Consider the following 19,795-nt stretch of genomic DNA (forward strand, 5'->3'; position numbering starts at 1 on the left):
AACCTCCTATTTCCCAATAAACATTTGTGTCCAGTAATGTCGCTTTGAACCACCTTCTGCATACCCAACACCGATATGGGTAACGTCCTTCTTCAGGATATTCGCACGGTGTCCAGGGCTGTTCATCCATGCATTTACCACTTCTTGTGGTGTTCTTTGTCCAGCAGCAATATTTTCTGCAGCTGTACGATATGAAATACCAAAGTTTCGCATCATCGTAAATGGTGAACCATATGTTGGTGACGTATGTTCAAAATAGTTTCGATCTCTCATATCTACGGATTTATAGCGTGCTACGCGTGACAGTTCCCAATCAGTTTTTAATGCAGGTAAACCATATTTTGCACGTTGTTGATTGGTTAGTGATATAACCTGATTTTCAATACTTTTGACATTTTCTATGATTGGAATTGTAACTTTCTGACCTGGATAGATCAGGTTTGGGTTTTTAAACTGCGGGTTTGCAGAAATAATTTCCGACAAACCAACCTGATAGCGTACGGCAATTTTCCAAAGAGAATCACCTCGTTGTACGGTGTATGTAGTTGTACCTTGTCCATTAGCTATAAATGGATGACTTAAAACAAACAATAAACTCAATACAATAAAAAGTATTTTTTTCAATCTCGTCCCTCCTTTCGATGTTAGTTTGACCAAAACAGAAAAATTTCACCAAAATATTTTTTATTTTTCGTGACATATTAATGTCAAACGTTGCAACTTGTATCTTTTCGTACTATTATTATACTGAGAACATATAAATCGTTGCTTGACGGTTTTTGGAGGGATTTATTATATGAGATTTGAAAAAACGGGGATTGAGAACGTTACAATCGAATTACCAAGATTAACTGACATAATGAGATCACAAGGATTTATTCTCGCAGGTCAGTGGGATTATGAAAGAATTACATACGACCGTAAGTTTGAAATTAAAGGTGATATTTACTACCTTCGCGTTCAAGGTTATGCGGTTGAAGGAATTATCGAAGAAAATGCAAAAGATGCAGTCATTAAACTACTTACTCCATTTGTTGGTAAGTACTATTACCCACATGGAGTTGAATATGGTGAAGATGAAAACTTCCCTAATTCACTAGTTGAACAATGCAACCGCATCCTTGCAAAAGTAAAAGAAGAAATCGATGCAGTTGTAAACGCATAAACTGCCACGTCCTGTGGCAAACGTAGACGTCAGCACACCCTGTGCAAGTCAGACAATCGCTGGAACCCCGACGAGGAGGCTTTCGCCACCGGCAGGAGGGGTGAAGCCTCCTCGAGGGTCTAGGTGCTGGAGCTACACAACAACACAAAAAGGAACAGCCAATGCTGTTCCTTTTTGGTTAGGTTGTCACAAGTACTTTTGAATTTGTAAGGCCTTCTACTTTAATAGTTAGACTTGAAACACTAATGTCAGTCATACTTTTTATCTCATGTAAGATTGCTTGTTGTAATCGTTCACAGGTCCTTTTAATTTCTAAGCCGTATTCAATGGCAATCTTTACTTCAAGGGCAATCCCTTCCTCTTCTTCAATAACCGTAATCCCGTTTTTATGGAAATTTCGATTAAGGATGCCGGTAACCCCATCCTTAAAGCCAGAAACAATCGTTACCCCTTCTGTTTCCTCCGCACATATGGATGCAATCATTGCCAGCACATCATTCTTAATATATAGGGAACCATTTTCCAATGATTTACGAACCACCCCAACCACACTCCTTCACATTTTCAAAGCCACAAAGATTACTCCTACCATATGCAAGAAGGACTGAATTGGGCACTAGTCTAGAAAAATTCTTTTATCATAATCGGTTTTATTAAATGACCTTACGAAGCTCCCAAGTTAAAAATCTACCATCCTTCTTCGTACATCTCATCCCAAGCTTTTCAAACAACCGGATGGATTGATAATTACTATCACTACATTCCATTAATACCTTTTTCGCATCGGCTTGAGTAACTAACCAATCAATTAAAGCATCAACTGCTTCATAAGTTAAACTCGTCTTCTGATAATCACGATTCATCGTATACGTCAATTGGACATTCCCTTTCTTATCAGGTTTGCCATGAAGATAAATATCGCCAATGATCCGTTTATCAGCGTAATTAATGATTAGCCATAATCCCCATCCATAATGACTCTCATCCTTCTCGAGCTTTTCTATATAAAACGGAAGAATACCTGTCATTAATGGAGATGGCCAATTTTGTGGAATCGTTATAGGTGATCGTTTTTCAAGTTCTTTGCGATGAAATACTAACGATTTGGCGATATCCAACGAACATGGAACCAATAATAAGTTTTCTGTAAAGATTTCAATCATCCTTAACACTCCCCTCTAACGAAAATGAAAATGGCTAAGGTGTTAATTATGTGAAACGAATTACAAAATAAAAAGGTGCTCTAGAATATTGTATTCTAGAACACCTTATACATATTACAAACAATCCTATTTGTAGTTCGTTAAAAGCCTAATATTGCTTTTAACATGGACGTTGTTTCTCCACCCTCATAAAAAACATACAATAAGAAGTATACTGCTACACCCGTTATGGCTGTAAAGAACCAAATGATGCTTGTAATCGGACCAAGCTTACGATGCTTTGCAATTTTATTTTTATAGCCAAGATATAAGGTAATGACTCCAAATATCGCACCAGTGGTTGCAAGGAAGATATGAAAGATTAAGAAAATCGTGTAGTACATTTTCACATCGTCAGGACCACCAAATGATGTATTTCCGATAAAAACCGTTCTTGACATATAAATAATGAAGAAAATTAAAGCAAAAATCGCAGCAGTCGTCATCGCTTTTTTATGTGCTTCAATTTTTTTCTGTTTTATTAAATACCAACCGATGGCAACAGTTACTGCACTTAAAATGATAAAAGTGGTGCTAATCGTAGGCAGAATCGGTAAATTCATGTTTAACCTCTCTCACAGTTTCTCTTTGTTAATTTGTTTGTGGTTTAAGTAATTGCTCATCTAGTAATTTTTCTTCTTCACGTTCTTTACGAACCCATTCAAAGAATACCTTACCTAGCAGAATCGCATATACGAACTCTTGAATAATCTTCATAATGACACCGCCAGTACGTTGGTCTTCAAGCGGTGGCATAAAGTTAAACATCTCTGGACCTGTAAGGTTAATACTAGATAACATAGATTCTGGGACACAAAGTGCAAGTGCAGTCATCCATGACCCAAAATCCGTATATGTTGAATACATAGCTGTATCTGCAAAAATGATGAGCGCACATGCAGGTGTTAATAACATACCATCTGCAAAGATATACCCAACTTTTTTGAGGCCACTCAAAGTGTTCCACTCTTCTAATTTATTGATTAATGGCCACCACATAAAGAAGGCAGCAATAAAAATAAAAACAGTTGTTGCAGCATGTATAAATACACCAGTTTTCACATAGTCAAATACGAGTGGAATATGATACATAGAAAATGAACCGTTAAACAGAACTAAAGCAATTAAAGGCTTTGTAAGAAATTTGAAAATTGGTTTTATTACCTTGAGATTTATAAACTTTCTCCATAACCAATTTGGGACACCTAAAATGAAAAATGTAGGTACGATTAAATAAAGAATCGCCATTTGTGTCATATGAGCGGTCATGGTCATGTGACCTAATAAATCAATCGGACTTCCTTTACATACATAAAGTAAGATCATCCCTATGACAAATAATATTTTCGTTTTAAACGATGTAGGTTCAGAATGAGCAAATCGATGTCTCCATGGACCAACAATCATAAAGTATAAAATCGTTATGATTAATAGTGAAGCGAAAAAATAGGGACTCCATAATGCCCGAAAACCAAAGATATCTATAGACATCTCCATCTCACCCCTTTTAGTAATATAGTCAATGTACATATACTATTAATTATACTCTTAGGGAAATAGCCATGCAAACAAACCAATTATGAACATTTCTTGTCTAAAAAAAAAATATAAGAAATTGAAAAAAAGCCGGCTTTTACACCGACTTTTTCTGACACTTACCACCAAATGATTGTCATAAAGCATAGAACTGTTACAGCAGCAATTAATACTCCTGAAAACATGAACATTTTTGGTGCTTCATGTCCTTTATGATTCATGTGCATGAAGTAATACAATTGTAAGATAACCTGAATTACAGCTAGAAGTAAAATAAATGGTACTACAAACCAAGGTGAAAATTGTTCAGATCCAACTGCAATAAAGGCAATGATAGTAAGAAAAATCATGAGAGCAAAAGAAATAACATGATGTTTCATTTCTTCCGCACTTTTTCTTCTACGATAGGCTAAATCAACATTAGTGTTATTCGAATTATTTGCCATGTGTTTATCCCACCATTCCCATTAGATATACAACAGTAAAGATGAACACCCATACTACGTCAATAAAATGCCAGTAAAGGCTAAAGACATAAAACTTAGGTGCATTATATAAATCTAAACCACGGTTACCATTTCGAATCATAAGTGTAAGAGCCCAGCATAATCCAAATAGTACGTGAGCACCGTGCGTTCCAACTAATAAATAGAATGCAGATCCAAATGCACTTCCTGTAATTGTATGTCCTAAATGTACATAATGTTGAAACTCATAGATTTCTAATCCTAAGAAAGAAGCACCAAGTAGTACAGTTAGACCTAACCAAAGTTGCATTTTCTTGAAATTGAAATTCTTCATATGGTACATTGCGTACACGCTAGTTAATGAACTAGTTAACAGGATCATCGTCATTGCAAAAGCAAGTGGTATTTCGAACAAATCCTGTGATGATGGACCTGTACCATTGCTTTTGTTTAATGCTAAGTATGTTGCAAAAAGGGAAGCGAATAATACTGTTTCGCCTCCAAGAAAGAGCCAAAAACCAATAAATTTATTTTTTCCTTCTAGGGTCGCTTTTTCAGGCTCTGCAGGAAATGTTTCAGCTGTTAATTTTTCTTCCACGTGCATTATGCCTCAACCCCTTTCTTGTCATCATCATCCATTAATTCTGCTTTGTGAATATGGTATCCATGATCATCAATGATTGAACGTAAGAACATGGAACCGAAAGTAATGATTCCTCCAATGATCATCACTGGAACTGACCAACTTACACCATCTGGATGGTGCAAGAAACCAAATGCAGCAACAAATAATCCTAAAGAAATCATGAAAGGTAAGAAAGAACTATTTGGCATATGAATGTCTCCAAGTGGTTCTGCAGGAGTCATTTCTTTTTTGCCTTGCATTTTTTCTACCCAAAACGCATCTAAGCCACGAACTAAAGGCAATTGCTTAAAGTTATATTCTGGTGGTGGTGATGAAATTGCCCATTCAAGTGTACGGCCATCTCCCCATGCATCTCCAGAAACTTTTTCTCCTTTAATAGATGTAATTACAACGTTATAAAGAAGAACTAGTACCCCTGCCGCCATGAATGCAGCACCAATTGAACTGATTAAATTTCCAAGTTCCCAACCATGGTTTGGTAAGAATGTGAACACACGACGTGGCATTCCCATTAGACCAAGGAAGTGCTGAATAAAGAATGTTAAATGGAAACCAATTAGGAATAACCAGAAAGTAACTTTTCCTAGAGTTTCGTTTAAAATTTTACCAAACATTTTTGGCCACCAGTAGTGAGTTGCTGCAAATACCGCTAATACAACCCCACCGACGATAACGTAGTGGAAGTGAGCAACTACGAAATACGAATCGTGATACTGATAGTCTGCTGGAGCAGAACCTAACATAACACCAGTTACCCCACCCATGATGAAAGATGGAATAAATGCAACTGCATATAACATAGGTGTAGTAAATTTCATGGACCCGCCCCACATTGTGAAGAGCCAGTTAAAGATTTTAATACCAGTTGGCACGGCAATTGCCATTGTAGCAACCGCGAAAATAGAGTTCGCAATTGGTCCTAAACCTGTTGTAAACATGTGGTGAGCCCACACCATGAATCCTAAGAAACCAATTAATACAGTTGCGAATACCATTGAAGAGTATCCGAACAATCTTTTTCTTGAGAATGTAGCAAAGATCTCAGAGAAAATACCGAACGCTGGGAGAATTAAGATGTACACTTCTGGGTGACCGAAAATCCAGAATAAGTGCTCCCAAATGATTGTGTTTCCGCCCATTGATGGAACGAAGAATGCTGTACCAAAGATACGGTCAAACATCATTAATAATAGCCCCACAGTTAATGGAGGGAATGCAAATAGAATTAATGCTGATGCTACAAACGTAGTCCATGTGAATAATGGCATACGCATATACGTCATACCAGGTGCTCTCATTGTGATGATAGTCGCTAAAAAGTTAATACCACCAATTAAAGTACCTATACCCGAAATTTGAAGACCTAGTACATAGAAATCAATACCATGACCTTCTGAGTGTAATGCAAGTGATGCATAAGAAGTCCAACCTGCATCAGGTGCACCACCCATAAACCAACTTAAGTTTAAGAATACTCCTCCGAAGAAGAATAACCAGAAACCTAAAGCATTTACAAATGGGAATGCAACGTCACGTGCACCAATTTGAAGTGGCATGACGGCATTCATAAATCCAAGTAATAGCGGCATGGCTGCCAAGAAAATCATGGTTGTACCATGCATCGTTAAAATTTCATTAAAAAAGCCAGCACTTACAAAGTTATTATCAGGTATAGCAAGCTGAATCCTGATAATGAGGGCTTCGATTCCACCAAGTAGGAAGAAAAAGCCACCAGCCATTATATAAAGTTTAGCAATCTTTTTATGGTCAACAGTAGTTAGATAATCCCATAAAACAGCACCAAACCCTTTTTTCTGAGTTAAAGTACTCACAATGTGACCTCCTTATTCCTTAATCTTACTCTTCGATTTTAAGTCCCATTAGATATTCAGCTAAAGCATCCAAGTCTTGGTCAGATAAACCTTTATTGTCATAAGTTCCAGTCATATTGTTACCTGGCTTAATTGATTCAGGATCCTTCAACCAATCCTTTAAATTATCTTTATTAAATTCTAATTTACCAGCGATACTTGAGCGCTCACCGAAATTAGCTAAGCTTGGTGCAGTCGGACGCTTTTCACCAGGATTGATTGCGTGACATGAAATACAGCCATTAGAAGTGAATAATTCTTCACCGGCTTTTGCAACATCGTTTGCTGGTACATGTTCAGCGTCTTTAGCAGCTACCATTTTGTCCATCCACTGATCAAATTCAGCTCGTGGAACTGGCTTTACTTTAAAATCCATTAAAGCATGTGAAGGACCACAAAGTTCAGCACATTTACCATATAGTAAGCCACCTGCTTTTTCAGTACTTGCTGAGTCAAACTCTAACCAGAATTTGTTTACGTTATCTGTGTTCGTGTCCATTTTCCCACCAGCTGCTGGAATCCAGAATGAGTGCTTAACATCTGCAGCTATAAGGTTAAAATAGACTTTTTCATCCATAGGAACAACTAGCTCCTGCGCAGTTACAACACCCTGACCAGGGTACTCAAATTCCCACCAATATAAATTTGCAGTAACATTGACAACAACCGCATCTTTATCTTGTTCCATTGCTTTTACATCAGCTAATTTAAATGTAGCCGATACTGTTGGAATTGCAAGAATCAGAAGCAAAAGAATTGGAATAGTAGTCCAAATGATTTCTAAGGTGTGATTTCCTTCAACTTGCTTTGGTATCTTGTCCTCACCAACTTTTGTGCGTCTAAACTTGACTAAGGCAATAATAAAGATAATTGTAACAATTGCAATTACGATTACCATGATTGATGTTGCGAGAATCATTAAATCGTATTGCATTTTTGCAACTTCCCCTGCCGGAGTTAGTGCAGATACGAATGGTTCCCCACACCCCGCTAACAGCAGCGCCATGAAACTAAACAGTGTAAATAAGCGCACTTTTGGTAGCCATTTTTTCATAGCTTAATCAAACCCCTCTTTCAATAATATTTTGCTACTATCTTTATGAAAAAGATATTAAATCCCCCTACTTGAATAGAAGAATTATGTATATTTTGAAACCCACTTATACTAATGTCACGATAATCATTGTTACAAACATAATCGTTAAATAGTTAAGCGAGTAAACAAACATTTGTTTTGCCCATTTGATATCATCCTTCTTTTTATATCCCCTAAAACCAAGGACTAGCCATCCGATATTTAGGAGAGTAGCGATTGTAACAAATAGAGCTCCTAAAGAAAACATATAGAAAGGAAGTGGCAGCAAGCAAAGAACCCAAATCATGATTTGTCTCTTAGTCATTGCAAACCCGTGAACAACTGGCAGCATTGGAATTCCTGCTGCTCGGTATTCTTCAACCCGCCTCATTGCTAATGCTAAAAAGTGAGGGGGTTGCCAGATAAACATAATCAAAAATAAGAGCCACGCGATTACGTGTAATTCTGGGTCAATCGCTGCCCAACCAATAAGTGGAGGTACAGCCCCGGATATACTTCCGATTACGGTATTAATTGTATATCTTCGCTTTGACCAAATTGTATATAAATATATATAGGAGAAAACTCCAATTAAACCAATTACAGCAGCTGTAACTGTAGTTAGAAGTAGAAATCCAGTTCCTATTAGTATGAGTATTATTCCCAATCCTAAAACATGTTTCGGATTAATTCTACCAGTTACAGTTGGACGTACTTTAGTACGTTCCATTACGTGATCAATATCTCGATCATAGTAGTTATTCACAACACAGGAACCCGCAATTACCAGCGCTGAACCTATAAGCGTATACAGCACAATGTCTATTTCCTGCAAGAAACTTTTTCCTGTAAAAAATAAGGCCAGCCAAACACCAGTAAAGGCAGTTATTAGATTGGAATTTACAATTCCAATTTTAATTAATGCCAGGAAATCTTTATAGGCAGTCGTTACATTTTCCTGTTCACGAATGTCTTCATTTTTTATTTTTTCATCTGTACCAAGTACAGACCTTGTCGTCGTCATCGAGAAGCCTCCTTATAATCTTCATACATACATTTCGATACATGACAATATATCGCTTGCATACAGCAACCTGATCTACCTCATTTTATATATATTAAAAAGTAAACTTCGTTTGGAAATTCTTTTTTTACCAATTTCAGCCTTAAAAAACGCAATCATATAAATAAAGCGTTTTCGGGTTTAGGGGTATGTAAAATGAATAGAATATTTATCTTAACAAGGTTATTATACTGTAGATATTATAAATTATATTAAAAACTATCCTTTCTGTATATTAAATCACATTTTTTATATTTTTTGTGAACATTTCGTTAAGAATTTATGACTTTTTTGTGACCTTCCCTAGACAACAAAACCGCTATATAAATACTATTAGCACTATAATAATAGTGTTAAACCTTTGTTTTAAGGAACTTGTCGAAAATTAATTTTCCCCTCCTATCTATTTCTAGCAAACTCCTTCATAATATTCAACCTTTTTTACTACAATAATAAATTTTTTTCAAATTCATGTGGGTTGTAAACAATTCGTAAATTGTGTAATATCGAGAAGAGCGTTTCTTTGAATTTTATCTATTATTTAGATAAGATGAATATCGAGAAATTTAAACTGGATAATAGAAATAACGTTTTAATATGTAAGAAGGTGATTTTTTGAGCCGTTCATTAAAATGGTTATCGGTTCTAACTACGATCGGTATGCTATTTGTGTTAATCGGTGGTGCACTAGTAACAAAAACTGAATCAGGTGCTGGATGTGGAGATTCATGGCCCCTTTGTCACGGACAATTAATTCCTGATGAGATAACTTTTGAACTAGTTATTGAACTAAGTCATAGGGTTGTTTCTGGAGTTGTTGGGATTTTAGTTCTAGCACTATCGATCTGGTCTTGGAAGGCAATCGGTCATATTAGAGAAACAAAGTTTTTAGCTTTTATATCATTCTTTTTCTTAGTTTTACAAGGACTGATTGGTGCAGCTGCAGTTATGTGGGGACAATCTGATCTCGTCCTAGCGCTTCATTTCGGAATTTCGCTTATCTCCTTTGCATCAGTTTTGTTATTGACTTTGCTAATTTTTGAAGTGGATAAGAAGTTTGATGCCGATTCTCTAGTAATAGACAAAAAACTACGAACACAGTTTTACGCAATAACCATTTATAGTTTAGTTGTTGTTTATACAGGCGCATTGGTTCGACATGTTGGGGCTTCCCTAGCTTGCCCTGATTGGCCAGTATGTACATATAATAATATTGGTCTTCCAACTCAATTGCATGAATGGATTCAAATGGGACACAGACTATTGGCAGGCATATTATTTATATGGGTATTGATGCTTTTTGTTCGTATTTATAAGCATTATAAGCACGAAAAGGTTCTTTATCACGGATGGATGATTGCATTAGGCTTCATTTCGTTGCAAGTTATATCGGGGGCAATTGTTGTTTTATCTGACCTAAATCTTTATATTGCACTTGCACACGCTTTATTTATCGCTTGCCTATTCGGAGTTTTTAGTTACTTTATTTTATTATCATCAAGAAGTAATAGAAATGAAATGGCATTAAAGACAGAAGCGCAAAATCCAAATGAGGAACCAATTAGTTCAAATCGAACAGTCCCAATTCAATAAGATAGTAAACCCGAGGGAGCTTTTCCTCGGGTTATTTTTTTGCATAAAAGAGCCCCAAAGTAATAACCTTCGGGGCTCAAAGTGATTTATTTTGTAAGTTCTAGTAAAAGGTCACCCGTTTGGATCGCTTCACCATTTGCTACGTGAATATCCTTAACTACACCCGTGAATGGGGCTTGAACAGTTGTTTCCATCTTCATTGCTTCTGTAATCATGAGATGGTCCCCTTTATTTACTTTATCGCCTTTTTCTACTAATACTTTAATCACTGTACCTGGCATTGTAGCGCCAATATGGTTTTCGTTATCACGATCTGCTTTTAGCTTCGCAACAACAGTTGATTTAATATTCGTATCCTTAACGATAACTTCACGAGGCTGTCCATTCAATTCAAAATAGACAATTCTTGTACCATCTGGCTGTGCTTGACCAACTGAAACAAGTTTAACAATTAATGTCTTTCCTTGTTCAATCTCTACTTCAATTTCCTCACCAAGTCTCATTCCGTAAAGGAACGTTGGTGTATCTAACATTGAAATGTTACCAAATTGCTCAAACGTTTTTTGGTAGTCCATGAATACCTTCGGATATAACGCATAAGAAACCAAATCTTTATTCGTTACATCACGATTTAGACTGTGAGTTAAGGTATCTTTTACATCACTGAAGTCTACAGACTCTAGTAATTCACCTGGACGAACGGTAATCGGCTCGCGTCCCTTTAAAATAATCCGTTGAAGTTCTTTAGGGAATCCACCATGTGGTTGACCTAAATATCCTTCAAATAACTCCACTACAGAATCAGGGAAGTCAAGAGTTTCTCCTCTTTCGTAAATATCATCTTCCGTTAGGTTGTTTTGAACCATGTATAATGCCATATCACCGACAACTTTTGAAGACGGTGTTACCTTTACTATATCGCCGAACATATCATTTACACGACGATACATTTCTTTAACCTCTTCCCATCTTGTGCCAAGGCCAACTCCCTTAGCCTGTTGCTGAAGATTACTATATTGTCCACCTGGCATTTCATGTTGATAAACCTCAGTATGTGGTGCATTCATACCACTTTCAAAATCTTGATAATATTTGCGTACACCTTCCCAGTATCGTGCAATCTCCTCATATGCTTTTACAGAAAGCTCTGGTTTTCTTTCAGAACCTTCCAATGCATATAATAATGAGTTTGCACTTGGTTGAGATGTTAAACCTGCCATCGAGCTTGCCGCTACGTCAACAATGTCTACACCTGCTTCAATCGCTTTAGCATAAGTGAATAACCCGTTTCCACTTGTATCATGTGTGTGTAAGTGAATTGGAATTGAAACTGTCTCTTTCAATTCTGAAATTAACGCATATGCTGCTTGAGGCTTTAGTAAACCTGCCATATCCTTGATTCCCAGAATATGAGCACCAGATTGCTCTAGTTCTTTTGCTAGGTCTTTATAATATTTCAAATCATACTTTGTTCGTGTTGGATCACTAATATCACCTGTATAACAAATGGCCGCTTCAGCTATTTTTCCGTTGTTACGAACAGAATCAATCGCTAGTGTCATCCCATTCACCCAGTTGAGACTGTCAAAGATACGGAATACATCGATTCCAGACTGAGCTGATTCTTTCACAAACTCACGGATCAGATTATCAGGGTAGTTTTTATATCCAACTGCGTTTGAGGCACGGAGTAGCATTTGGAATAAAATATTTGGAGCTTGCTTTCTTAATGTTTCAAGGCGCTCCCAAGGATCCTCATTTAAGAAACGGTAAGCTACATCAAATGTTGCTCCCCCCCACATCTCTAGTGAGAATAACTCTGGTAATAATCTTGCGGTTGGATCTGCAATTTGTTTAATATCATTCGTTCTAATTCTTGTTGCCAGTAGTGATTGGTGAGCATCACGGAATGTTGTATCCGTAAAAAGAACTTGTTTTTGTTCCTTTACCCAATTCACTACCCCTTCTGGACCATGTTCATCTAAAATTTGTTTTGTTCCAGATGGAACCGGTTCATCATGTCTTACTTTTGGTAAGAATGGTTTATCAAATACTGGCTTTCTTTTCTTTTCAACACCAGGGAAACCGTTGATTGTTACTGTTCCAATATAGGAAAGCATCTTTGTACCACGGTCCTTTGGTTTAGGAAAAATAAACAACTCAGGTGATGAATCAATAAAAGAAGTATCATATTCACCAGATAAGAACTTGTCGTGTTTTACAACGTTTTCCAGGAACGGAATGTTTGTTTTAATTCCGCGGATTCTGAATTCCTTCAAGTTTCTGACCATTTTTGATGCAGCATGTTCAAAGGTTAATGCTTGTGTAGATAGTTTCACTAATAATGAATCATAATATGGTGTTATCACTGCGCCTTGGAATCCGTTTCCTGCGTCTAGACGAACACCAAATCCGCCACCACTTCGATATGCGCTAATTCTACCTGTATCTGGCATGAAATTATTTAATGGATCCTCTGTTGTTACACGGGATTGAATGGCATACCCATGTGTTTTAATATCTTCCTGTGCTGGGATACCGATTTCATTACTGTGTAATGAATGACCCTCAGCAACCTGGATTTGTGTTTGAACGATATCTATACCTGTAATCATTTCTGTGATCGTATGTTCAACCTGTACACGTGGGTTTACTTCGATAAAGTAGAATTCATCATTGGCTACGAGGAATTCAACAGTTCCGGCATTCACATACTGTACATTCTTCATTAATTTTACCGCAGCATCACAAATATCTTGACGTAATTGTTCAGATAAAGAAACACTTGGTGCTACTTCGACCACTTTTTGATGACGTCGTTGAACAGAGCAATCACGCTCATAGAGATGAACGATATTTCCATGACTATCACCAATAATTTGGACTTCAATATGTTTTGGATTTTCAATTAGCTTTTCAATATATACTTCATCACTACCAAATGCAGCCTTAGCTTCTGATTTAGCACGTTCGTACGATTCTTTAATCCCCGCCTTATTACGAACAATACGCATTCCGCGTCCACCACCACCAAGTGATGCTTTGATGATTACAGGATACCCGTATTCTTCGCCAAAACGCACTGCCTCTTCTAAGCTTTTTAGTGGCCCATCACTACCAGGAATAACTGGGATACCTGCTTTTTCTGCTTGGTGTCTTGCTTTTACCTTGTCACCAAACATATCAAGATGTCCAGTATTAGGACCGATGAAAATAATATTCTCTTCTTCACATCTTCTAGCAAAATCAATATTCTCAGATAAAAATCCATAACCTGGATGAATGGCATCTACGTCATTTTCTTTTGCAATCTCAATAATTCCTTCAATATCCAAATAGGCATCTATTGGTTTTTTTCCTTCACCAACTAAATAAGCCTCATCTGCTTTATAACGATGATAAGAGCCTGCATCTTCCTTGGAATAGACAGCAACTGTACGAATATTTAATTCCGTACATGCCCTAAAAACACGTATCGCGATTTCACCACGATTGGCAACTAGTACCTTCTTGATGCGCTTGTCCATATAAATCCTCCTTCTAAAAAATCATATAATTTAAAAAGTATAATACATTTTATCATCAACATATAGATATTTTTATCTATAAGAGACATAGTTTTTTTGAAAAGAACGAGCCGGTTGGCTTTGCGGTTGTTTTTCTTTTGTGAGATACATAGATTGGTAATTTGTAAACATTGAAACATTTATTAGAATTCCCATAGAGGCCATTAATAACAATAGAGATGAACCTCCATAGCTAATAAATGGCAAGGTAACCCCAGTGATTGGAATTAACCCCGTTAATCCTCCTAGATTAATAAAAGTTTGAATGGCGATCATGGAGGAAATACCAATCGCTAGCAAACTTCCAAAAGGGTCTGTACATTTTCTTGCAATTTGGAATCCTCGTAAAACAATATATGCTAACAATAATAATACAAATAAGACTCCAAATAAACCTAATTCTTCAGCAATTATTGCCATAATGAAATCTGTATGGGCTTCTGGAAGGTAATTAAACTTTTGAATACTTTGTCCTAAACCTAGACCTTTCCATCCACCAGCACCTAAAGCTATATAGGAGTTTACTAATTGGTAGCCATTCTTTTCATCTTCAAAAGGATTCATAAATCCTAAAAAACGCCCCATACGTCCCTCAGATAGGATCCCACCTGATAAGATGTATAGTAACGGTGATAAAAGTACCGCTGTAACAAAGCCCAGAAAGATAAGTTTACCGAGGCTTTTAATCCCCATACCTGAACATAAAATAATGGTCAATGCAATTAACCCAATAATAAAGGCTGTTCCAAAATCAGGTTGTATCGCTACTGTCATACATATAAAAAGGGTAAAAATGATAGGTGGCATAACTGCTATTCCAAATTGGTTAATATACGCCTGTTTCTTCGAATAAACGGCAGCAAGATAGATGATAACACTAAGTTTAGTAAACTCAGAAGGCTGAATTCCCCTTGCCCCTACCATAATCCAACTTTGAGCGTTATTTGCTGTATGACCTACAACAAATACTAATAAAAGCATTGCGACTGAACCTAGAACAATAGTGAGAAGAATTTTTTTAGATGCATATATTTTATAAGGTAAGATCATGGTAACAAAAAATGCAGCTGTACCAGCGAGTAAAGCCACTTTCTGTCTATCAAAGAAGAAGGATGGGTTTTCTCCAAACTTTGGGGCTGAGGCAATGACCATGCTTGCACTATAGACCATGACGAGTCCAAAGGAACATAAAAGAAACACAGCAACTACTAGGGTATAATCATATGATTTTAAAATTTTCTTAAGCATTGGCATCTTCCTCTAAATACAGGATATAATTATTTATTGTACTATATTTTTTCGGTTTATATCGTAAAAATCCTGCATTTTTCTTCTAATCTTACACCAATTAAGGTGTTTAGTATTATCTACAACGTGAAAACCTTTTTTATAAAATTACTGTAAAAAAGAAATGCTGTAAACCCTTCTTATAAAAAAACTCAAATTATCCATTAGAACGGATAATTTGAGTTGATTTATCTATAGGTTACCTATTTTCGAGTTGAAGCTTCATGAAGAACGGATAATTCACGCTCAAGTTTTGAGATGAGCTCTTTTCCTTCAAGCCCCTCTATTAATCCTAATCGTACTGCAAAATCTATTTCCCTGGATAATCCGAACATTTGCGTATCAAGTACTTCTTCATAAAGTGGACATTGAGGCATGGTTAAATTATCCATTTGAACTTTAATAAGTTTTAATATTTTTTCAGCATCTGCTTGTAGTAAAGACAATGCTTTTTCACGATGATTGATCGAAATCTCTGAAGTCAATTTATAACCCCTCCGTTCAGAAGCGATACCTAATCCTATCTATAAATATTAACCTGTATACAATAAAATTGCAAGAATAAATAGATAAGACTATTATTCTTTAAAATCGATTTCATTAACAAATAGCGTTAATTCAGACAATTAATGAGCTTATACTTCCTATTACGTTTCAAAAGCACTATAATATGAATGAAAGGATTGATGCATCGATGAACTCAATTATTTTAATTGAAGGAAAGACAAAGTATAAAATTACACTTGACCCAAGTGTGTGGATTTTTGATGATCGTAGAGTGGATTTACTTACATATTTCGAGTCTGATCAAATCGTCGAGCAAGATTTAAGCGAATACACAAAATCAGTTTCCAAGCATTGGGATCGAGAAATTACGGAAGGTGCGATTTACCCTCCTACTTTAAAAACAGAGAAAAAGTTTTTAAAGGAAAAAGTATTAACTGGTACATTTGGGATCCCTTTTACGGATTTTATTAAAAATGCAGAACCCTTTGAAGATGCTACTACATTAAAAATCGTACAAAATGATCAAGAAACAATTGTTCCACTTAGCGAAGCATATAATGCTGTTCTTGGCTTTTCAAAAGAAGGTAAGCCTTTACGTGAAGACGGACCTGTCCATTTTTATTTTGGAGATGGATCAAATCGTGAAAACCCAATAAAGAATATTACAAGTTTTATCATTGAATAACATGGGAATAGAGCCTGTCACTAACCCTCTTAACGGATAGTGACAGGCTTTATTATCTTTAATGATGGCTCTTTTTAAAAGATAGTTGTTATTAACTTATAGTTTTTTTGAAACTAGGGGTGATTTCTGCTTCTGGCACTCGCTTTTCGCGGGCGATCTGCAAGCCTCCTCTGGCCTACACGATGTAGGTCACGAAGCCGTTGCTCCAGGACGTGGCGCTCTTAGGCTTCGATCATTAATACCTCACTGCGGGGTCTCGCTTGGCTCGCTATTCCCGCAGGACGTTGAATAGGCTTCCTTGAAACTACATCGCACGAAGAAAATGCCTGCATTTTCGAGGATCTCGTGCCATACGCTCCAATACTTGAAGTAACACCAAAAGTTTTATTAAATAATACTTATTAATCTCTATAATAATAACAACAATGTTTAAGGAAACGGCCTTAAAGAATATCCGCAGCTAATTGCGCTAGACCAGACCGTTCTCCTTTTACTAATCGAATATGGCCAGCAATCTTTTGATCCTTAAATTTCTCTACCACATATGTTAACCCATTATTGTATTCATCTAAATATGGATGGTCGATTTGTTCGGTATCTCCCATAAACACGATTTTACTCTTATCTCCCACTCTCGTGAGTATCGTCTTAACCTCATGCTTGGTTAAATTTTGCGCCTCATCAATAATGATAAATTGCTCTGGAATGCTTCTCCCTCTGATATAGGTAAGAGCCTCAACCTCAATTGAGCCCATTCCGGCTAAAATAGCATCCAATTCACCAGGCTTTTTCGTATTAAATAAATATTCTAGATTATCAAAGATTGGTTGCATCCACGGCCTTAGTTTTTCCTGTTTTTCTCCAGGTAAGAATCCAATATCTTTTCCTACAGGGACTATAGGGCGCGCGACTAGTAGCTTTTTATACTGCCCTAAATCCTCTGTCTGCATGAGTCCAGCCGCAAGGGCTAATAATGTTTTTCCAGTCCCAGCCTTCCCTATTAGCGTCACCAATGGTATATCCTCTCTTAATAACAACTCAAACGCCATTGTTTGCTGCACATTTCTTGGTTTAATACCCCAAATATGATCCTGTTTAAAATGGAGCTTTTTTACCACTTTACCTGTCTTATCAACGATCCCAATAGCAGATGATGAACCACCTAATGCATCTTTTAAGAGGATAAATTGATTTGGATAAAATGGGTGATTGACTAACTCTGTTACGTGAAGTTCCCCTTTTTCATAAAAGAGATCAAGAAGGTTACGGTTTATATATATTTCGAGAAATCCGGAATATATATGGTCAACCTCAACCACACGATCGCTTAAAAAATCTTCCGATTGTAACCCTAATGCATCAGCCTTTACTCGAACTAATGCATCCTTACTTACTAAAATAACCTGTTTTCCATTTTCTTTTGATTGTTCTTCCAACGAGAGATTTTTGGCAACTGCTAAAATGCGGTTATCATTTGTTTTCTCAACAAAGATCTCTTGAAGTTCATGAAAGGATCTATGATTTAATTCAATCCGCAGGCTTCCACCTGTTTCAAGCAGTATTTTTTCGTGTAATTTCCCTGTTTGCCGTAAATTATCGATAAGCTTTGATACGTGCCTCGCATTTCTACCTATTTCATCCATATAACGTTTTTTTGAGTCAACCTCTTCTAACACTACTGCAGGTATAACTACCTCATTATCTTCAAATGAAAAAATTGCTCTAGGATCTTGCAGTAATACATTTGTGTCTAATACATAAATTTTCCCCAAAATCACGCCTCCTACTCAAGTGGGTTTCAATTTTTGTTTTAGGAGTGAAACAGGTAATCCTTTCGTACGAAAATTTTTTTATATTATATTAGCCAATCCTAATTTTTGTTCGTGTAAGGACGACCATTGATAAAAATATATGTCTGGATGCATAAAGATAGAAGAATAATTAAACAATAAAAAAAGAAAACATATAGAACGATGGGAGGCAAAACGGTGAGATATATTTATATCCTTCTGTTCTCGAGTATACTATTTTTGGTTTCTGGTTGTGGTGGAAATAATAATGCGGGTGAAAACGGAAAAGATGATCGGGTAAAGGTTCAAAATACAGTTGAAAACAATATCGACAGAAAAACAGGGCAAGAAATTGCAAGCCATCTTGTCGAACTTGCAAGTAGTGTCCCTAAGGTGAATGATGCCACAGCCGTTGTACTAGGAAAGTTTGCCGTCGTTGGCATTGATGTAGATTCAAAATTGGAACGTTCAAGGGTACAGACGATAAAATACTCGGTAGCTGAGAGCTTACAGCATGACCCTTACGGAGCAAACGCCATTGTAATTGCAGATGCTGATACTTATGAGCGCTTGAAGCAAATGAGGAAACAAATTGAAGATGGAAGACCTATTACGGGTATTTTAGATGAATTGGCACAAATTGTCGGGAGATTGGTACCAGATGTTCCGAGTGATTTAATCGATAATCAAAACACTGAACCAACGAAGACAAATGATAAGCAACTAAATCAAAAAGAACAACAAAAAATAGATAAAGAGCAGCAAGATCAATCAAACGATAAAATGGGTACTAAATAAGGTATGAAGCGCGTGGAAAACATTTTGTTTTTCTCGCGCTTTTTGTTGCGTTGCCATCCCGGGAGTACTCAGCGGCTGAAGGACTTCTTCACCCTGTTTGATCCCTCATTATTTCGTCACTTAAAAAGACAAACTTTGTCAGAAAAGTAAGTAATGTTGTATAATATAGAAAAGCTCTAGGCGCCCGCTTATCGGAGACAAGCATAAGTCGAGCGCTGACAGAAGGTCTCTTTTACCTACAGAAGCGATTGGCTTAGACCAGAGAACCGATGGCACATGGAGCTAGACATGAAAAAATAGATACTAGATAACACATGAGGGGTTTAAAAAATGAAGGTAAAATGTGTAATTTGTGATAAAATCGAGGACATTGAGGATGAATCCAGCCTCGCTAAACGACTAAGAAACCGCCCAATCCATACATATATGTGTCAAGATTGCCATGATCGAATTGAAACTAGAACAAAAGAAAGAATTGCAACTAATAAATTTAAATTGTATCGCAAAAAGAAAACCGATGACGATTGGTGGTAATAAGAAAAGC

At 36.7% G+C, this 19,795-nt stretch carries 19 protein-coding genes; 5 read left to right on the plus strand and 14 right to left on the minus strand.

The features are described 5' to 3' along the window. Nucleotides 1–6: 6 nt before the first annotated feature. The gene (gene safA / locus DZB84_RS02715; protein ID WP_116350700.1) at nucleotides 7–624 is read right to left on the minus strand and encodes a SafA/ExsA family spore coat assembly protein; all 618 of its coding nucleotides are present in this window, start codon (nucleotides 622–624) and stop codon (nucleotides 7–9) included. Between the two features lie 172 nt (nucleotides 625–796). Between safA and DZB84_RS02720 the strand changes: the two genes are divergently transcribed. Next, complete coding sequence (locus DZB84_RS02720) at nucleotides 797–1,165, plus strand: YugN family protein (protein WP_116350701.1); 369 nt, start codon at nucleotides 797–799, stop codon at nucleotides 1,163–1,165. Nucleotides 1,166–1,343: 178 nt separating this feature from the next. Here DZB84_RS02720 and DZB84_RS02725 read toward each other — a convergent pair whose 3' ends face one another. The 9 genes from DZB84_RS02725 to cyoE all read right to left on the minus strand — a co-directional run bounded on the left by DZB84_RS02725 (nucleotide 1,344) and on the right by cyoE (nucleotide 8,986). Further along, nucleotides 1,344–1,706 carry an Asp23/Gls24 family envelope stress response protein gene (locus DZB84_RS02725; RefSeq protein WP_116350702.1) on the minus strand — a complete coding sequence of 121 codons (363 nt, stop codon included), beginning with the start codon at nucleotides 1,704–1,706 and terminating at the stop codon, nucleotides 1,344–1,346. A gap of 112 nt (nucleotides 1,707–1,818) precedes the next feature. Beyond that, nucleotides 1,819–2,328, minus strand: a complete 510-nt coding sequence (locus DZB84_RS02730) for a GNAT family N-acetyltransferase (protein ID WP_116350703.1) — start codon at nucleotides 2,326–2,328, stop codon at nucleotides 1,819–1,821. Between the two features lie 140 nt (nucleotides 2,329–2,468). Continuing rightward, nucleotides 2,469–2,930 (minus strand): DUF420 domain-containing protein, encoded by a 462-nt coding sequence (locus tag DZB84_RS02735; RefSeq protein ID WP_116350704.1) that lies wholly within the window; start codon nucleotides 2,928–2,930, stop codon nucleotides 2,469–2,471. 28 nt (nucleotides 2,931–2,958) lie between these two features. Further along, nucleotides 2,959–3,864, minus strand: a complete 906-nt coding sequence (gene ctaG, locus DZB84_RS02740) for a cytochrome c oxidase assembly factor CtaG (protein WP_116350705.1) — start codon at nucleotides 3,862–3,864, stop codon at nucleotides 2,959–2,961. A gap of 158 nt (nucleotides 3,865–4,022) precedes the next feature. After that, nucleotides 4,023–4,349 (minus strand): cytochrome c oxidase subunit IVB, encoded by a 327-nt coding sequence (ctaF, locus tag DZB84_RS02745; RefSeq protein ID WP_116350706.1) that lies wholly within the window; start codon nucleotides 4,347–4,349, stop codon nucleotides 4,023–4,025. A 4-nt stretch (nucleotides 4,350–4,353) separates the two neighbouring features. After that, on the minus strand, nucleotides 4,354–4,974 hold the full coding sequence (locus DZB84_RS02750; protein ID WP_116350707.1) for a cytochrome (ubi)quinol oxidase subunit III: 621 nt from the start codon (nucleotides 4,972–4,974) through the stop codon (nucleotides 4,354–4,356). Then, entirely contained in the window at nucleotides 4,974–6,848 is a 1,875-nt protein-coding gene (gene ctaD, locus DZB84_RS02755) for a cytochrome c oxidase subunit I (protein ID WP_116350708.1), read from the minus strand. The genes DZB84_RS02750 and ctaD overlap by 1 nt, the downstream gene beginning before the upstream one ends. A gap of 25 nt (nucleotides 6,849–6,873) precedes the next feature. After that, on the minus strand, nucleotides 6,874–7,941 hold the full coding sequence (coxB, locus tag DZB84_RS02760; protein WP_116350709.1) for a cytochrome c oxidase subunit II: 1,068 nt from the start codon (nucleotides 7,939–7,941) through the stop codon (nucleotides 6,874–6,876). Nucleotides 7,942–8,047: 106 nt separating this feature from the next. Then, on the minus strand, nucleotides 8,048–8,986 hold the full coding sequence (gene cyoE, locus DZB84_RS02765; RefSeq protein WP_116350710.1) for a heme o synthase: 939 nt from the start codon (nucleotides 8,984–8,986) through the stop codon (nucleotides 8,048–8,050). Nucleotides 8,987–9,640: 654 nt separating this feature from the next. On the opposite strand from cyoE, the gene DZB84_RS02770 reads away from it, so the two are divergent. Beyond that, a complete protein-coding gene (locus tag DZB84_RS02770) occupies nucleotides 9,641–10,618 on the plus strand; it encodes a COX15/CtaA family protein (RefSeq protein WP_116350711.1) in 978 nt (325 codons plus the stop codon). A gap of 86 nt (nucleotides 10,619–10,704) precedes the next feature. Here DZB84_RS02770 and pyc read toward each other — a convergent pair whose 3' ends face one another. From pyc to DZB84_RS02785, 3 genes are all read right to left on the minus strand, one after another. Then, entirely contained in the window at nucleotides 10,705–14,145 is a 3,441-nt protein-coding gene (gene pyc, locus DZB84_RS02775; protein WP_116350712.1) for a pyruvate carboxylase, read from the minus strand. 72 nt (nucleotides 14,146–14,217) lie between these two features. After that, a complete protein-coding gene (ftsW, locus tag DZB84_RS02780; protein ID WP_116350713.1) occupies nucleotides 14,218–15,432 on the minus strand; it encodes a putative lipid II flippase FtsW in 1,215 nt (404 codons plus the stop codon). Nucleotides 15,433–15,674: 242 nt separating this feature from the next. Then, nucleotides 15,675–15,956: an Fpa/YlaN family protein gene (locus DZB84_RS02785; RefSeq protein WP_116350714.1), complete on the minus strand. Its 282-nt coding sequence runs from the start codon at nucleotides 15,954–15,956 to the stop codon at nucleotides 15,675–15,677. A 209-nt stretch (nucleotides 15,957–16,165) separates the two neighbouring features. Between DZB84_RS02785 and DZB84_RS02790 the strand changes: the two genes are divergently transcribed. Further along, the gene (locus DZB84_RS02790; protein WP_116350715.1) at nucleotides 16,166–16,663 is read left to right on the plus strand and encodes a peptidyl-prolyl cis-trans isomerase; all 498 of its coding nucleotides are present in this window, start codon (nucleotides 16,166–16,168) and stop codon (nucleotides 16,661–16,663) included. A gap of 443 nt (nucleotides 16,664–17,106) precedes the next feature. On the opposite strand, the gene DZB84_RS02795 is transcribed toward DZB84_RS02790, so the two are convergent. Continuing rightward, nucleotides 17,107–18,435 carry a PhoH family protein gene (locus DZB84_RS02795; RefSeq protein ID WP_116350716.1) on the minus strand — a complete coding sequence of 443 codons (1,329 nt, stop codon included), beginning with the start codon at nucleotides 18,433–18,435 and terminating at the stop codon, nucleotides 17,107–17,109. A gap of 201 nt (nucleotides 18,436–18,636) precedes the next feature. Between DZB84_RS02795 and DZB84_RS02800 the strand changes: the two genes are divergently transcribed. Both DZB84_RS02800 and DZB84_RS02805 read left to right on the plus strand, forming a co-directional pair. Beyond that, entirely contained in the window at nucleotides 18,637–19,251 is a 615-nt protein-coding gene (locus tag DZB84_RS02800; protein WP_223254362.1) for a YhcN/YlaJ family sporulation lipoprotein, read from the plus strand. Between the two features lie 330 nt (nucleotides 19,252–19,581). Next, entirely contained in the window at nucleotides 19,582–19,785 is a 204-nt protein-coding gene (locus tag DZB84_RS02805) for a YlaI family protein (RefSeq protein ID WP_116350718.1), read from the plus strand. The last annotated feature ends 10 nt before the right edge of the window (nucleotides 19,786–19,795 follow it).

This window comes from Bacillus sp. HNG (assembly GCF_003400205.1).
GTDB lineage: Bacteria > Bacillota > Bacilli > Bacillales > Bacillaceae_L > Ferdinandcohnia.